General features: G+C 40.1%; 15 protein-coding genes. 6 read left to right on the top strand and 9 right to left on the bottom strand.

What is annotated here, in order from left to right; all coding sequences use genetic code 11:
- The first annotated feature begins 260 nt into the window (after window positions 1-260).
- From J0M37_06020 to J0M37_06000, 5 genes are all read left to right on the top strand, one after another.
- Complete coding sequence (locus J0M37_06020) at window positions 261-1,193, top strand: glycosyltransferase family 2 protein (GenBank protein MBN8584636.1); 933 nt, start codon at window positions 261-263, stop codon at window positions 1,191-1,193.
- Between the two features lie 124 nt (window positions 1,194-1,317).
- A complete protein-coding gene (lpxA, locus tag J0M37_06015; protein MBN8584635.1) occupies window positions 1,318-2,094 on the top strand; it encodes an acyl-ACP--UDP-N-acetylglucosamine O-acyltransferase in 777 nt (258 codons plus the stop codon).
- Window positions 2,060-2,932, top strand: a complete 873-nt coding sequence (locus tag J0M37_06010) for a hypothetical protein (GenBank protein MBN8584634.1) — start codon at window positions 2,060-2,062, stop codon at window positions 2,930-2,932. The genes lpxA and J0M37_06010 overlap by 35 nt, the downstream gene beginning before the upstream one ends.
- A 15-nt stretch (window positions 2,933-2,947) precedes the next feature.
- On the top strand, window positions 2,948-3,781 hold the full coding sequence (gene panB, locus J0M37_06005) for a 3-methyl-2-oxobutanoate hydroxymethyltransferase (GenBank protein MBN8584633.1): 834 nt from the start codon (window positions 2,948-2,950) through the stop codon (window positions 3,779-3,781).
- A 94-nt stretch (window positions 3,782-3,875) separates the two neighbouring features.
- Complete coding sequence (locus J0M37_06000; GenBank protein ID MBN8584632.1) at window positions 3,876-4,679, top strand: TIGR00282 family metallophosphoesterase; 804 nt, start codon at window positions 3,876-3,878, stop codon at window positions 4,677-4,679.
- A gap of 111 nt (window positions 4,680-4,790) precedes the next feature.
- On the opposite strand, the gene J0M37_05995 is transcribed toward J0M37_06000, so the two are convergent.
- From J0M37_05995 to rocF, 4 genes are all read right to left on the bottom strand, one after another.
- The gene (locus J0M37_05995) at window positions 4,791-6,086 is read right to left on the bottom strand and encodes a T9SS type A sorting domain-containing protein (protein ID MBN8584631.1); all 1,296 of its coding nucleotides are present in this window, start codon (window positions 6,084-6,086) and stop codon (window positions 4,791-4,793) included.
- Window positions 6,087-6,311: 225 nt separating this feature from the next.
- The gene (locus J0M37_05990) at window positions 6,312-7,979 is read right to left on the bottom strand and encodes an acyl-CoA carboxylase subunit beta (GenBank protein ID MBN8584630.1); all 1,668 of its coding nucleotides are present in this window, start codon (window positions 7,977-7,979) and stop codon (window positions 6,312-6,314) included.
- A 243-nt stretch (window positions 7,980-8,222) separates the two neighbouring features.
- Window positions 8,223-9,272, bottom strand: coding sequence for a 23S rRNA (adenine(2503)-C(2))-methyltransferase RlmN (rlmN, locus tag J0M37_05985; GenBank protein ID MBN8584629.1), 1,050 nt, complete (start codon window positions 9,270-9,272; stop codon window positions 8,223-8,225).
- A gap of 136 nt (window positions 9,273-9,408) precedes the next feature.
- A complete protein-coding gene (gene rocF / locus J0M37_05980; protein MBN8584628.1) occupies window positions 9,409-10,362 on the bottom strand; it encodes an arginase in 954 nt (317 codons plus the stop codon).
- Between the two features lie 147 nt (window positions 10,363-10,509).
- On the opposite strand from rocF, the gene J0M37_05975 reads away from it, so the two are divergent.
- Window positions 10,510-11,010 carry a hypothetical protein gene (locus J0M37_05975; protein MBN8584627.1) on the top strand — a complete coding sequence of 167 codons (501 nt, stop codon included), beginning with the start codon at window positions 10,510-10,512 and terminating at the stop codon, window positions 11,008-11,010.
- A 184-nt stretch (window positions 11,011-11,194) separates the two neighbouring features.
- Here the strand turns inward: J0M37_05975 and J0M37_05970 are convergent, their stop codons facing one another.
- The 5 genes from J0M37_05970 to J0M37_05950 form a co-directional block, all read right to left on the bottom strand.
- Window positions 11,195-11,860 (bottom strand): DUF2461 domain-containing protein, encoded by a 666-nt coding sequence (locus tag J0M37_05970; GenBank protein ID MBN8584626.1) that lies wholly within the window; start codon window positions 11,858-11,860, stop codon window positions 11,195-11,197.
- Between the two features lie 122 nt (window positions 11,861-11,982).
- Entirely contained in the window at window positions 11,983-12,753 is a 771-nt protein-coding gene (locus J0M37_05965; protein ID MBN8584625.1) for an enoyl-CoA hydratase/isomerase family protein, read from the bottom strand.
- Between the two features lie 13 nt (window positions 12,754-12,766).
- Window positions 12,767-13,699, bottom strand: a complete 933-nt coding sequence (locus J0M37_05960) for an ROK family protein (protein ID MBN8584624.1) — start codon at window positions 13,697-13,699, stop codon at window positions 12,767-12,769.
- 10 nt (window positions 13,700-13,709) lie between these two features.
- Window positions 13,710-14,966 carry a replication-associated recombination protein A gene (locus tag J0M37_05955; protein MBN8584623.1) on the bottom strand — a complete coding sequence of 419 codons (1,257 nt, stop codon included), beginning with the start codon at window positions 14,964-14,966 and terminating at the stop codon, window positions 13,710-13,712.
- A gap of 133 nt (window positions 14,967-15,099) precedes the next feature.
- Window positions 15,100-15,273: a hypothetical protein gene (locus tag J0M37_05950; protein ID MBN8584622.1), complete on the bottom strand. Its 174-nt coding sequence runs from the start codon at window positions 15,271-15,273 to the stop codon at window positions 15,100-15,102.
- Window positions 15,274-15,280 lie beyond the last annotated feature (7 nt).

Here is a 15,280-nt window from a genome sequence, read left to right as displayed (position 1 = left end):
ACGAAGTACCCGCAGAACAGCAGAATATTAACGGAGCAGTATCCCGCAAGAACGGTAAACATACAGCTCCAAATTTCAGGAAAAAAAACGGCGGCAACGGTAAAAAAACAACTGTAAACCAGCAAAAGAAAGAAACTACGCAGGAACAAAAACCGCAAAATAAAAAGTACTTCAGGAAGAACCCCGGACAAAGGCGTTTCTTTAACCGTGACCGTGATAGAAACCAAAACCAGTCACAGCAGCTGAATCTTTCAAGTAAAATGATAAGCGTTGTTGTACCTCTGTACAATGAAGAAGATTCATTGGTAGAGCTTTCTGTTGCATTAAAAAAAGTTCTTGATGGCTTAAGATGCAGCTGGGAAGTTCTATTTATAGATGACGGTTCCACTGACAGGTCTTTCCAAAAGCTGCAGGAAATAAACCGTGTGAACAGCCGCTTCAAATGCCTGAAGTTCAAACGCAACTACGGCAAATCATCTGCACTGCAGGAAGGCTTTAAAGCCGCCAAAGGCGACTACGTCATCACAATGGATGCTGACTTACAGGATGACCCTGAAGAAATTCCGGCGCTTATCGCTAAGCTGAATGAAGGTTATGATCTTGTTTCCGGCTGGAAAAAAGTCCGCCATGACCCGTTCATAAAAAAACATACATCTAAGATCTTTAACGGTGTTACCAGCATGATGGTGGGACTTAAGCTGCATGATTACAACTGCGGTTTAAAGGGCTATGTAAGGGATGTTGTAAAAAATGTTAAAGTTTACGGTGAAATGCACCGGTATATTCCCGCTCTCGCTCATTTATCCGGTTTCAGGGTTACTGAAATAGCCGTAACACACCATGAACGAAAATACGGCAAAACAAAATACGGACTTTCCAGGTTTTTTAACGGATTGTTTGACCTGATAACAGTACTTTTTACTACCAAGTATATCAAAAGACCTCTGCACCTGTTCGGATTTATCGGTGTTCTAAGTTTCCTGGCCGGTACCGGCATTCTGTTATACCTGACTATTCTAAAATTTTTCGAAGCTACCCCGATAAGCGGCAGGCCACTGTTCTTTGTCGGAATTCTGATGGCTATTGTAGGTGTTCAGTTCTTTTCAATAGGGCTGATAGGTGAAATGATCACCAAAACAACAGTTGAAAATGATAATGTAATTATTGATAAAACCCTGGGCATGGGCTCCTGATAAATTATTCCCGTATTAAATTTTTTCTGTTTAAGCATTACATTTTTGATTGGTATTTTTAAATTATTGCAGCAGTTTAAATTCAATTTTAATTCACAATTTAACAGCCCGTTTTAATATACATATGAGCAATATCAGCGAAAGAGCAATTGTTTCACCTAATGCAGCCATTGGAAATAATGTTTCAATCGGTCCGTTTTCCATAATTGAAGATGGCGTTAATATTGCCGATAATGCCGAAGTTCATTCAAACGTGCTTATACATTCAGGTACATCGCTTGCAAAAGGTGTGAGGGTATTTCACTCAGCAATTGTTGGCAATGAACCGCAGGACCTGAAGTTTGAAGGTGAAAAAACAACTGTTGAAATAGGTGAAAATACCGTTATAAGAGAGTTTGCAACTATCAGCCGCGGGACCAAAGCACGCAATAAAACCGTAATTGGCTCAAATTGTTATGTTATGAGCTATGTACACATTCCGCATGATTCTATCATTGGCAATAACGTGATACTTTCTAACGCAATTAATATGGGCGGGCATGTTGTTGTTGATGACTGGGCTATAATAGGCGGAATGGTTGGAGTACACCAGTTTGTTCACATAGGCGCACATTGTTTTATTGCCTTCAGCGCAAGGGTAACAATGGACGTTCCGCCCTATATTCTTGCGGGCGGCTCGCCGCTTGGATATAAAGGCCTTAATGTTGTTGGCCTGAAGCGCCGCGGTTTTACAGATGATAAGATAAGAAACATTAAAAATACCTATAACCTTATTTACGGCCCGGAATACAATATAAGTGACGCTATAAAAGCAGTAAAAGATACTGTTGAAATGACTGAAGAAGTTCAAAATATAATTTCTTTTATTGAGCAAAGTGAGCGCGGGATCATCAGAAAATAGTTCAACAGGCGGAAACCCTGCTGTAATTCCGCTTGCTGAAAACAAAAAATGGGAATTCCTTGATACAGGAATTCGTTCAGGCGTATTCAATATGGAGCTTGATATGAAGCTTGTTGAGCGCTGCAAAAAGGAAGATACAGCTTTTTTAAGATTCTACCGCTGGAAACCCTACGCAATTTCTCTTGGATATAACCAGGCAAGGCTTTCAAAAACTGCATATATTGATATCAATAAATGCCGGGCTGAAGGGCTGGATGTTGTTACCCGCCCGACCGGCGGAAGAGCTGTACTTCACTCCGAAGAGCTTACATATTCCGTGATCTTCCGTTCACAAAAGCCTGTTCATGAGCTTTACAAAGATATATCCATTGCCATACTTAACGGCTTAAAGCTGCTTGATCCTGTTTTAGAAAAGCTCTCATTTACTAAATCCACCCCTGACCTGCTAAAACTTATCCGCACAGGTATGTATAATCTGTGTTTTAACAGCGCAATTAAAAATGAGATCAACTTCAAAGGCAAAAAGCTAGTAGGCAGCGCACAGAGAAAGTTCGGTGATATTGTTCTGCAGCACGGTTCAATTTTAATAGGCAGCCATCATAAAAATATTGTAAATTATCTGAATATAACCGGTGAAGAGCGCATTAAAATGCTGCGCGAGATTGAAGATAAAACCGAATGCCTCGAGCATATCACCGGTAAGAAAATAGATTACAGAAATACTTCAGAAGCGGTTTTCGATGGGTTTAAAAATACTTTCGGGCTTAATTTTAAAAGTATTAACAGGGTTGCTGAATTTGTTGAACCCCGCATGAAAACCCGCTTCATAATGAATTAATTAATTTATAAGAAAATGTCTGAAAGCGATAAGGTAAAAGCTGTTAAAGAACGGAAAAAAATAACCACTAAAACACTGGTAACTATGAAAGAACGGGGTGAGAAAATTACAGCTCTCACAGCGTATGACTACCTTATGGCTAAATATCTTGATGAAGCAGGGATCGATTTTATACTCGTAGGTGATTCTTTAGGCAACGTTATTCAGGGCAATGCAACAACGCTTACCGTTACTCTTGATGAAATTATTTACCACGCAAAAATTGTTAAAAAAGCCGTTAAAACGGCTTTACTGGTTGTCGATCTTCCGTTCATGAGCTACCATGTTGACCTGCGTGAATCTGTACGCAACTGCGGCAGGGTTATGAAGGAAACCGGCGCTGATGCTGTTAAGCTCGAAGGCGGCGAGAGAATAGCTGAAGTAGTTAAACACCTTGTAAAAGTAGGCATTCCGGTTATGGGACACTTAGGCTTAACACCGCAATCAATAAATATTTTCGGAACTTATGTTACCCGCGGTACAGATCCCAAAGAAGCCAGAATGATACAGCGTGACGCAAAGATCCTGCAGGATGCAGGATGTTTCGGGGTTGTGCTTGAAAAAATTCCCGCTTCGCTTGCCAAAAAAGTTACAGCTTCGCTGAAGATTCCTACAATTGGCATTGGCGCGGGAGTAAATTGCGACGGGCAGATACTTGTTACTCATGATATGCTGGGTATGACTGAGATGTTCCACCCCAGGTTTGTGAGGAAATACCTGAATATCGCGGAGCAGTCTAAAAATGCTTTCAGGAATTATATTAAAGATGTAAAGCATAAAAAGTTTCCAAATAAGTCAGAGAGCTACTGATTCAATGAGCAATCAACAATTGTCAATGAACAATAGTTATTGCTTAGCTTTAACCCAACAAAATAATTGGTAATTGTTAATTGATAATTGTAAATTGAATTTAAATATATTATTCATAGGAGATATAATCGGCGAGCCGGGCTTAAAGTATGTTGAAGACAACTTAAAAAAGCTTGTTGAAAAACATCACATACATTTTGTAATAGCAAACGGCGAGAATTTATCCGGCGGTAAAGGTTTTCTTGATAAGGATGTAAAGCGCGCATATGATGCAGGCATTCATTGTATGACAGGCGGCAACCACACGTTCAGCAAGCTGCAATCGGTGCATATATTAAAAGATGATGCCCGTATGCTGAGACCCGCTAACCACCATGAAGATGTTTACGGCAGGGGTTACCAGCTATATCCGGTATCGATAGATGGCGGGCTTTTTAATCTTTGTGTAATTAATGTTATGGGCAGGGTTTATATTTCAACATTGAACTGTCCGTTCAGAACTGCGAATAAAATTGCTGAAAAAGTCAAAAAAGATACAAACCTGATATTTGTTGATTTCCACGGTGAAGCAACCGCTGAAAAAATTGCATTCGGGTGGTATATGGATGGCAAGGTCAGTGCCGTAGTCGGCACGCACACTCATGTGCAGACAGCCGATGAGCGTATACTCCCGCAGGGAACTGCTTTCATTTCTGATGTAGGTATGACCGGCGCTTTTGACGGAGTCATAGGCGGCAATAAGGAAGCATCCATAGCAAGATTTTACTACCAGACTCCCCACAAAACCGATGTCGCAACAGGCGATGTAAAAATAAGCGCCGTTGTAGTGAATATAGATACACAAACCGGCAAATCAGTTGGCATAAAACGAATTTTCGAACCCGGGTTTAAGAGTTGAGCATAAGTAGCCGCAGCCTTCAGGCTGCGTATAAAAAAGGCATTCATTTGAATGCCTTTTTCTATTTTGTCATTCCTGCGCAGGCAGGAATCTTAGTTTCTGTAAGATCGTTCACTTCATCAAAACCATTTTCTTTGTTTCAACAAACCCCCGTCCTGAGCTGTTCACTGCCTCCGCAGTTGTCCAAGGGTCACCAACCACAAGCTTATAAAAATAAACACCGCTTGAGTAACCCGAGCCGTCCCAGTCAGCCTCATAAGTGCCGGGTTTAAGCTCTTCGTTTACAAGTGTCGTAACTTCCCGTCCGAGCAGATCGTAAATAATTAATGATACAAACACACCCCGCCCGCCTTCGGCGGTCACCCCTCTCGAGAGGGGAATACTGAACTTTATCTTCGTTTGCGGATTGAAGGGGTTGGGGTAGTTCTGGGAAAGAGAAAAAATTAACGGAAGACTAATGGATATGTTTTTTATTCCAACCACTTCATGCAATTGACGTCTCCATACCGAAGAATATCTTGTACCAGCAAAAATGTAATTATTTGCAATATGTAGGGTATTTATTGGGGGAATAGAATTCCAACCTTCATTCTTTTGTGACCAGGTTAAACCATTATTTGTTGAGAGATAAACGCCATTTTCAATAGAACCAGCAAAAACATAGTCCCCGTAAATCACAATAGTACGGATTTCTTGATGATTTAAAGCAGTTTGAGACCAGTTTAATCCATTATTTGTTGAAATATAAACACCGTTACCGTTTGTTCCTGCATAAATATTGTTTCCTGAAACTGCAATTGAATAAATATTCGACTGATTGTATAATAACCGTTGAGACCAATTTACCCCATTATCGGTTGAAACATAAATGCTATGATAATAAGTACCCGCGTACACATTATTACCTGAAATTGCCAATGAATATATATCTTTGTCATTCAATGCAGTTTGGATCCAGTTTAAACCAAAATTTGTTGAAAAAAATACTCCGTTATTAAGAGTACCTGCATAAATTTTATTTTCTGAAATTGCTAAGGAAAAAACCTCCTCATCATTCATTGTTGTTTGTGTCCAATTTAGTCCATTATTGGTAGTAAAAAAAATTCCTGAAGGGTAATAATATGTGTGAGTACCTGCGAAAATATAATCTCCCAACGTAGCAAGGCAATATACCATTCGATTATTCAGGGTTTGAGACCATGTTTGACCATTATTGGTTGATACATAAGCTCCTCCAAAACCACTCGGGATATTTGAAATACCTGCAATGATATTATTTTCTATGTTTGCTAAGGAATAAATGTACTTATCGGAGCCCAAACCGGTAGAATATTGTATCCACTGACAAAAAGTTGAACAAATCAGGTTGAACCAAATTATGACAATTAAAATTTTTTTTATGTTCATAAGGAATGCTGGTTTATAGAATCATTAATAAAACTCATTCGGTGTGTATATCCTGAATAAGGGTAAACAGGTGTATGGTGATTCTGAGCTAATACAAAAAAGGTCTTCATATTTCCTCCAGGGAATTTGGATAAATATAATGTATCTTTTAAGGTATTAATATTCAAAAAGTTAAATCCCCCAAAATATTGCTATTATTGGGGGATTTATTAATTTTCTATTTAATTATAACGGAATATTTCCGTGGCGCTTCTTCGGATTTGATTGCTCCTTAGTTTGAAGCATCCTCAACGCCTTTATCAGCTTAATGCGTGTTTCTGATGGCTCAATTACATCATCAATATAGCCGAACTTCGCTGCTTCATAAGGATTTGCGAATTTCTCTTTATATTCTTCAACCTTCTCATCAAATGCCTTCTTCGGGTCTTTTGCTGAGTCAATTTCCTTCTTAAAAATAATCTCGGCAGCACCAGCTGAACCCATCACGGCAATTTCAGCTCCCGGCCATGCAACATTATAGTCAGCGCGTATGTGCTTGCTGTTCATCACATCATACGCTCCGCCGTAGGCTTTGCGGGTAATTACAGTCAACTTGGGCACTGTTGCTTCCGCGAAAGCGTACAGCAGCTTCGCGCCCTGTTTAATTATTCCGCGCCATTCCTGGAACGTTCCCGGCATAAAGCCCGGTACATCTTCAAATACTACCAGCGGGATGTTGAACGCATCGCAGAACCTTACGAACCTTGCTCCCTTTACAGATGCATCTACATCCAGCACACCCGCCATTTTAGATGGCTGGTTTGCAATTACACCGACAGAAATTCCGTCAAGCCTTGCAAAGCCGGTAATTATATTCGGCGCGAAAAGATCCTGTGTTTCAAAGAAGCTCGATACCATTCCCGGTTTCACCAGTTCCGGCAGAGATTTTGATGATTTTGTTTTTTTCTCTTTTTTATTCAAATCAATTTCATCGTCAAATTCTGTCTTTGGCTTTTCTTCCTGGTCAACCACAAGATTAATGATCTTCTTCATATCATATGGCCTTGTGTTATCCTCGGGTATCACATGGTTAAGCTCCATTTCAATTCTCTCAGGGTCATCAATGCATTTTTTCTCAGGTGTTTTTTCCTTCCAGTTCTGCGGAATGTAGCTCACCAGCTTCCTTATGTGCTGCAGGCACTGCATTTCATCATCGCATGCAAAATGAGTTACCCCTGATTTTGTTGAGTGTGTTTTGGCACCGCCAAGATCTTCAAATGATACTTCTTCATGTGTAACGGTCTTAACAACATTCGGACCCGTTACGAACATATGGCTTTTGCCCTTAACCATAAAAATAAAATCTGTAATTGCCGGTGAATACACCGCGCCTCCGGCGCAGGGTCCCATAATGGCGCTTATCTGCGGAATAACACCTGACATCAGCACGTTGCGTAAAAATATATCAGCATATCCCCCGAGCGAAATTACGCCTTCCTGTATCCTCGCGCCGCCGGAATCATTGAGCCCTATCACAGGCGCGCCCATCTTCTCTGCCATATCCATTATTTTGCAGATCTTCTCAGCATGCGCTCCGCTAAGCGAGCCGCCGAATACAGTGAAATCCTGGCTGAATACAAAAACCAGCCTGCCATCAATTTTACCTGAGCCTGTTATAACACCATCACCCAGAAAGATCTGTTCCTGCATGCCGAAATCAGTGGTACGATGCGTTACGAAAGCATCGTATTCTTCAAAGCTGCCGGGATCCAATAGCATGAAGATCCTTTCCCTGGCAAGATATTTGCCTTTGGCATGCTGTGCTTTAATTCTTTTTTCACCGCCGCCAAGCTTGGCTTTTTCACGCATATTGTGAAGTCTCAGTAAATCAGTAATTCGTTTATCTGTAGGCATAAAAATTAGTCCTTATAAATTTTCCTTAAATTATCTATATGGGTTTTATATGAATATTTAATATAAAAAGATTAAAACCCTGAATTTTCATGCTCTAAAATACCTTTTTTTAGCCGAAATTACTATAATATATATCAGTGGAAAATATGATTTATGTTAGGGTTTTAGTGTTTAAACAGTTTAAATGATATCTTTACAATATGATATAATTAAAATATGATATAATTAAAATATGATATAATTCTACTTTTCTGCAGTTTCCTGCCGTAACTGGCCGCAGCCGGCATTTATATCAATGCCCCGTCTTATCCTCAGTGTGTTGGGTATACCCGCATCATCCAGTATCTTCATAAATCTGGATATACGCATCCTTTTGGATTCATGCCCGCCATAGCCTTTTGTCGGATTCAGCGGAATAAAATTCACATGGCATAACATTCCCTTTAGCAATCCCGCCAGCGCTTCTGCCTGCTCCTTCGTATCGTTAACATTTTCTATTAATGCCCATTCAAAGCTTATCCTGCGGTGTGTGCTGTTCACATAATTTCTACAGGATTTTATAAGCTCTTTTATAGGATATCGTTTATTTACAGGAAGCATAGTTTCCCTCAGCTCATCAGTAGCCGCATGCAATGATACCGCCAGGTTTACCTGGCTTTGCTCCATTGCAAATTTATCTATGTACGGTACAAGGCCGACTGTACTGATAGTAATCCTTCGCGCGCCGAAATTAAAACCATTGGGATCGGTAAGCGTATCTACTGCATTCATCACCTCGTTGTAGTTTGCAAACGGCTCACCCATACCCATAAACACCAGGTTTGTTAGCTTATCATTCTTTTTGCGAAGCTCGCGCTCAAAGAACATAACCTGCTCAACAATTTCACCTGATGAAATATTGCGCTGCAGGCCGCCCTGTCCCGTTGCGCAGAATGTGCAGCCAAGCGCGCATCCTGCCTGGGTTGAAATACACGCAGTTCTTCGGATATTGTAGCCCATCAGCACGGTTTCAACCTGTGCGCCGTCGGGCAGCCCGAAAAGTATCTTGCGTGTGTGGTTATCGCTTGAAAGCTTATCTATCTGTACGGTTAAGTGCGTTGTATCAACTATTTCAGTAAGTTTTTCGCGTAAGGTTTTTGGAAGCCCGTTCATTTTTTCAAATGAGCTTACACCCTTGCTGTAAACCTGCTCATACACCTGCTTCGCCCTGTAAACGGGCTCGCCAAGCTCTGTAATTATTCCAGTCAGCTCATTTAATGTAAGGTCAAAAAGGAATGGTTTCTTATTTTTCATCTTTGATGTATCGCGTTATTCTTTAATTAACTATTTGGAAATGGATCTTTAAAATAGTAAAATAAAAGCCCACGACTTTAGTCGTGGGTTAACTAATAACAACTATTTTAAAAACCGTTTCAACGGTTTTAAAAAATTACTCATATAAAATTGATTTACCCAAGGCTGATTCGATGAAATCAACCGCAAGCTCTGATGTTTCGTTCTTTGTATCAAGTATAGGATTCACCTCAAGCATTTCCAGCGAGCTCATGCAGCCGCAGTCTGCAACCATTTCCATAATTACCGATGCTTCGCGGTAAGTCAATCCGCCTTCTACGGGAGTTCCTACTCCGCCCGCGTAATCGGGGTCAACGCCGTCCAGATCAAAGCTGATATGAATATGGTCAACCTCATTTTTAAAATCATTAAGTACCCTGGCAATAATTCTGGTAACACCCTGCTTATCAACATCAGTCATAGTGTATACCTGCATGCCTCTATCCCTGTATTGTTTAACAGTAATAGCTTCAAGCGGGTCAACATCCCTGATGCCTATCAATGCCGTGTTTTCAGGAAGCACTTTCGGTGAAAATCCACCGAGCCGCGTCAGCCTTTTTTCACCGATGCCAAGCGATACTGCAAGCGGCATTCCGTGAATATTTCCTGAGGGTGTTGTTTCGGGTGTGTTCATATCTGCATGTGCGTCAATCCATATTACCCCGAGAGTTTTTTTGTTCTTGCGGCAGTAACTCGCAATACCAGCAATGCTGCCTATTGCCGAGGCATGGTCACCGCCTAATATCAGCGGGAAATAATTCCTGTTCAAAAGTGATTCCACTTTTTTTGAGAGAATTTTTGATGAACGGATAATTTCAGGAAGGAACTTAAGCTTCGGATTTCTGATGCGCTGGGTTTCTGAACCTTCGATGAAAATATCACCAAAATCCTTGACGCTGTATCCCATATTTTCAAGTTTCTGCTGAACGTGGGCGTAACGGAGAGCCGAAGGTCCCATATCAACACCGCGCCTATCGGCGCCTAAATCCATGGGAAAACCGACAATTCCGATCTTTTTCTTTAATCTTTTGGATGAATTTACTAGAGCCATAGTTTAATAATTTGTCTGCAAATATAGAGATTTGCCCGCTTAGTTTTGAGGGCGATTATTACCCCCAATTAACTAACCTATACTCATTTTTTATATTTTATACTTTGAACAAATAATTTAAATTTAAACAATAAATAAACCATATCTATGAAATACTCAATATTAATAATAATTTTCGCTTTTTTATTTACAGGAACATTATTTTCGGGAAGCTTTGACCCGGAAAAGCTGTGCGATGAAATGTATAAGATATACGATTCAGATGAGCTGCCTGCTAAAAAAGAAAACCTTGCTTACAAAAAGCTTAACGGACTTATTGGCACCAATATCAGTGTTAAGATAACCACTTCTGACTCAATTACATACGACAGGAAAGAAGATAAAACCACATTAAAATCTAAGGAAGTTTTTACTTCTGACAACAAAACCGGGTATTTTGGTGTATTCATTCTTGCTTCGCAAAAAGGTGACGGTTTATTAATGAGCACTTCACCTGATAAGGAAATGACGATATCAGGCACAATTACAGATGTGCTTGTAGTTGGTTACATAAAAAATAACCTGAACGGAAAAGCTTATACTTCACTCAAAGATTTCGATGATAAGGGTACAATCATTCAGCAGGTAATTATTAAAGTGGATATGTAGATTGCGCAGCAGAAATTTTAATATTTATCACTGTACAGACGTCCCGCCGGGACGTCTTTTTTTTACAGCCTTTAATTATTAATAACTGATACCCAAACTCCGGTTTGTGTATCTATTTATTGTTGTTGGGCAACTGCAGGCAGTCAGGCAAGACCAACAACGAGGTAAAATCTTCATTTACAAGCTACCCCGCACCAATCGCATCATTTAAAAAATCATTGAATGGCTTGGCAGCCTTAAATATCTTCGCTATATAATCACCATAGTTTTTTGAAAGCGCTTTATCTTCCTTCACTACATGATCACAAATAAAACTCTTTAGCTTCAGATATTCAGCCATCGGGTGCTCTTTATCAAATCCTTTCGGCACTGTCTTAAGAGTATCACCGCCCCATAATTTTCCGAAATTCTTCTTAAACTCTTTGCTTTCAACTATACTTTTGAATTTTGCAGATTTTGCAGCAATACTGTTTCTTACAGCTAAAAGTTTTTCAGGGGAAGGCATATATAAACCGCTGCCTAAAAAATATTCATCGGGACTGATATGCAAATAATACCCTGCGATCGAAAGTTTCCTGCCGCCTTTATTTATTGCCGCACCGAAGTTTGTCTTGTATGGCGTCTTATCCTTTGAAAATCTCACATCTTTGTATATCCTGAACATACAGTCCTTAGGCTCCAGCCCGGAGACCGTCTCATCAAACTCCGCTATTTTCTGTATCAGCTCAAATACAAACACCTCAAAATCATACCGTGCGTCTTCATATAACTTCTTGTTCGCGTTGAACCAGTCGCGGTTATTATTTTTCTTAAGCTTCTTTAAAAAATCTATTGTACTTTTGTGTAACATACGTTAAATAATATCTTTTTTTGATTCTGAAATTGTGTTCTCATAATTCCGCCTTCTGTCAAACTATTTGATCAAGGTAATCAAGTGAATCAAGGTAATCATGGTAATCAGGTGAATCATGGTTACTGTTTGTTCTTACTCAAAAATTTCGCTACCCCGTTCTTACAATCGGGTGTCATCCTTGTAACAGCATTAAGGTCACATGCATATTCAAGTGCTTTTTCAAAATCCATACCGCTTATGTTCGTGAACATTTCTTTAGTCAGCTTAAGCGAAGTCCCGGAGTTTTTCATCAGCATCTGGCAAACTTCATTAACTTTTGCGTCAAGCTCTGTGGAGTGAACATAATGATTAATAAAACCCATCCTGTATGCATCATCAGCGTTTATCATTCTTGCAGTCAGCAAAAGGTCTTTTGCGTGTGATTCCGGTACGCGTTTAAGAAGAAACAGCATCACAATTGCGGGAATAAACCCGATCTTAACTTCGGTGTAGCCGAATTTCGCGGTCTCATCGGCAATAATAATATCACATGCAGAAGCAATTCCGCAGCCGCCCGCCAGGCAGTAGCCCTGTACCCTTGCAATTACAGGCTTAGAGCAGTTATAAACATTCAGCAGCATGTTCTTGAACTTACGGGAATCATCCTTGTTCTGAAGAATATCGTACTCTGATATCTTCTGCAGGTAATCAAGGTAAAGCCCTGAACAGAAATTCCCTTCAGCGCCGGTAATTACAACTACTTTTACTTCTTCGTTAACTGAAAAATCCTTAAGCATATCGCCCAGATCGTGGATAAGCTCTTCATCAAGTGAATTCATTTTCTCCGGGCGGTTAAGCACAATTTCGGCGATACCGCCTTCGACTTTATACAGTATGTTTTTTAATCCCATAATAATATTTTGTTTATTCAAATATCAAAGCCGCCGCTCCAAGTACGCCGGCATTATTATTTATTGTTGAGCGCAAAACTCTGAATTTATTCCTTATTGTTTTTATACTTCTTTGTTTAATGGTTTTATTTACCTCACCTATAAAGCTTTTATATGCATTCGAAATTCCCCCGCCCAAAATTGCAGTGCGGATATCCATCAAATTGAAATAATTTGTTACAGCTACCCCAAGGTAAAATCCGTACAAATTTAACAGTTTTTTTGCTGTCTTGTTACCCTTTAAAGCCATACGGCTGATATCAGCGAAATCAACATTTTTGCCAAGCTTTATAATCTCTTTTTTGTTCTGCTCAAGGAAATAATTTCTGCCCAAATGCGCTTCTACTGAACCGCGGTTCCCGCCTAGACACTCAGGACCGTTATAATTTATCGTCATCATACCAAATTCACCCGCGCCGTTCTGCTCTCCACGGTAAATCCTGCCGTCAATTATCATAGCTCCGCCGATTCCCGTGCCAAGCGTTAAGAAGATGAAATTTTTATATTTTGCCCCATGCCCGAATTTCAGCTCGGCAAGTCCCGCGCAATTAGCGTCATTATCGGCTATCGCTTCAGTCTTATATTTCTTCTCGAAATGTTTCGCTAAATTGACTTCCTTCCATCCTTTAAAGTTTGGGGGATACTTCATCACTCCGTTAGTCACAATTCCGGGTGCTCCGATACCGATTCCGACAATTTCTTTCTTAAAATCCTTTTTAAGGAAGTCGATACATTTTTCTATCTGGCTTAAAACCTTCTTCGGGGATATTTCAGAATATGTTTCTGTTTTATAATGCTTAATTATCTTTCCTGCTGAATCAACTATAGCTGATTTTATATAAGTACCGCCAAGATCTATACCAATGGCATATTCTGTTTTTTTCCTTTTTGTTTCAAGTGTTATCATTTAATAAATGTCACCTCTTTTTATTTTTCCACCAGTTTATAAGTCTTTCAAGGATCCTTGCTTCTTCACCAATGCCGGCAGGTTTATAATAAACTTTATCCTTTAATTCTTCAGGCAGGTATTGCTGCTCTGTAAAATGTCCCTCGTAATCATGGGAATATTTATACTCCTTCCCGTAGTCCAGGTTCTTCATCAGCTTTGTGGGAGCATTACGAAGATGTAACGGCACACCAAGCTCCCCGGTTAAATCAACATCTTCCTTTGCCTTACTAATTGCCAGGTAAGAAGCATTGCTCTTTGGCGCGCTGGCTAAGTAAGTTGCAGCCTGTGCCAGCACAAGCTGCGCTTCAGGCATACCGATGTAATCGATTGCTGTAAATGCTGATGTTGCCATTATAAGCCCGTACGGATCAGCATTGCCAATATCCTCCGATGCAAGTACAACCATCCTGCGAGCTATGAATTTTGGATCTTCGCCGCCTTTTAACATTCTTGCCAGCCAGTAAACCGCCGCATCGGGGTCACTGCCACGTATGCTTTTTATGAATGCCGATATAATATTGTAATGCTCCTCAGCGTCCTTATCATACCTTATGTAATTTTTCTGGTATGCTTCCTTCAGAACATCATTTGTAATGTTTATTATTCCGCTGGAGTCCGGTGCGGTTGATCTTACCGCAAGGTCAAGCCCGTTAAGAAGCCTCCTTGCATCACCGCCTGAAAACTGCAGCAGCAGTTTTTTATCCTGTATATCTATTTTCAGCTGTTTAAGCTCTTCATCTTTTGTAAGCGCATTTTCAGCAAGAAGCATAAGCTCATCTTCTGAAAGGTCTTCAAGTATATATACCCTGCATCTTGAAAGCAGCGGTGAAATCACTTCGAATGAAGGATTTTCTGTGGTTGCACCGATCAGTGTTATAACACCGCTTTCAACCGAATGCAGCAGTGAATCCTGCTGCGCCTTATTGAAACGGTGAATTTCATCTATGAATAATATGGTTTTACGTGATAGATGTTTCCGGTTCAATTCAGCTTTTTCTATTGCTGTTCGTACATCCTTAACCCCCGATGATACTGCTGAGAGCTGAATGAACTCTGCATTCACGCTGTTTGCAATAATAAGCGCAAGCGTGGTTTTCCCTACACCCGGCGGCCCCCAGAAGATCATAGAGAACACATTATTGTTCTCTATCATTTTCCGTATGGGCTTGCCGTCGCCAATAAGATGCTTCTGCCCTGCAAAATCATCAAGAGTTTTGGGCCGCATACGCTCCGCCAAAGGCTGGAATTTCACCTGTGGTTTAACATTTTGGTTTTTTGTATTTTCGTTTCCGAAGAGATCCAAATTATGTGTTTTATAAGGCAATTTTAGCTATAATAGTATAAACAAAAAAGGTAATCTAACTGATTACCTTTTTACTCTTTAATATTTTCATTGGAGGCATTTTCAGCAATTCTCTTAGGTGGCTTTCAACTAAATATGATAAACTCACACCCTTCTTTTTTGCTATAGCTTTAGCCAAAAGAACTGTTTCTTGATTTACCTTTACTGTTACACGTAATTTCTGTGCCACGGAATCA

The organism is Ignavibacteria bacterium (genome assembly GCA_017303675.1).
Lineage (GTDB): Bacteria > Bacteroidota > Ignavibacteria > Tepidaquicellales > OLB5 > OLB5.
Note: the sequence above shows the minus strand (reverse complement) of the source record. Positions and strands in the feature narration are given on the sequence as shown.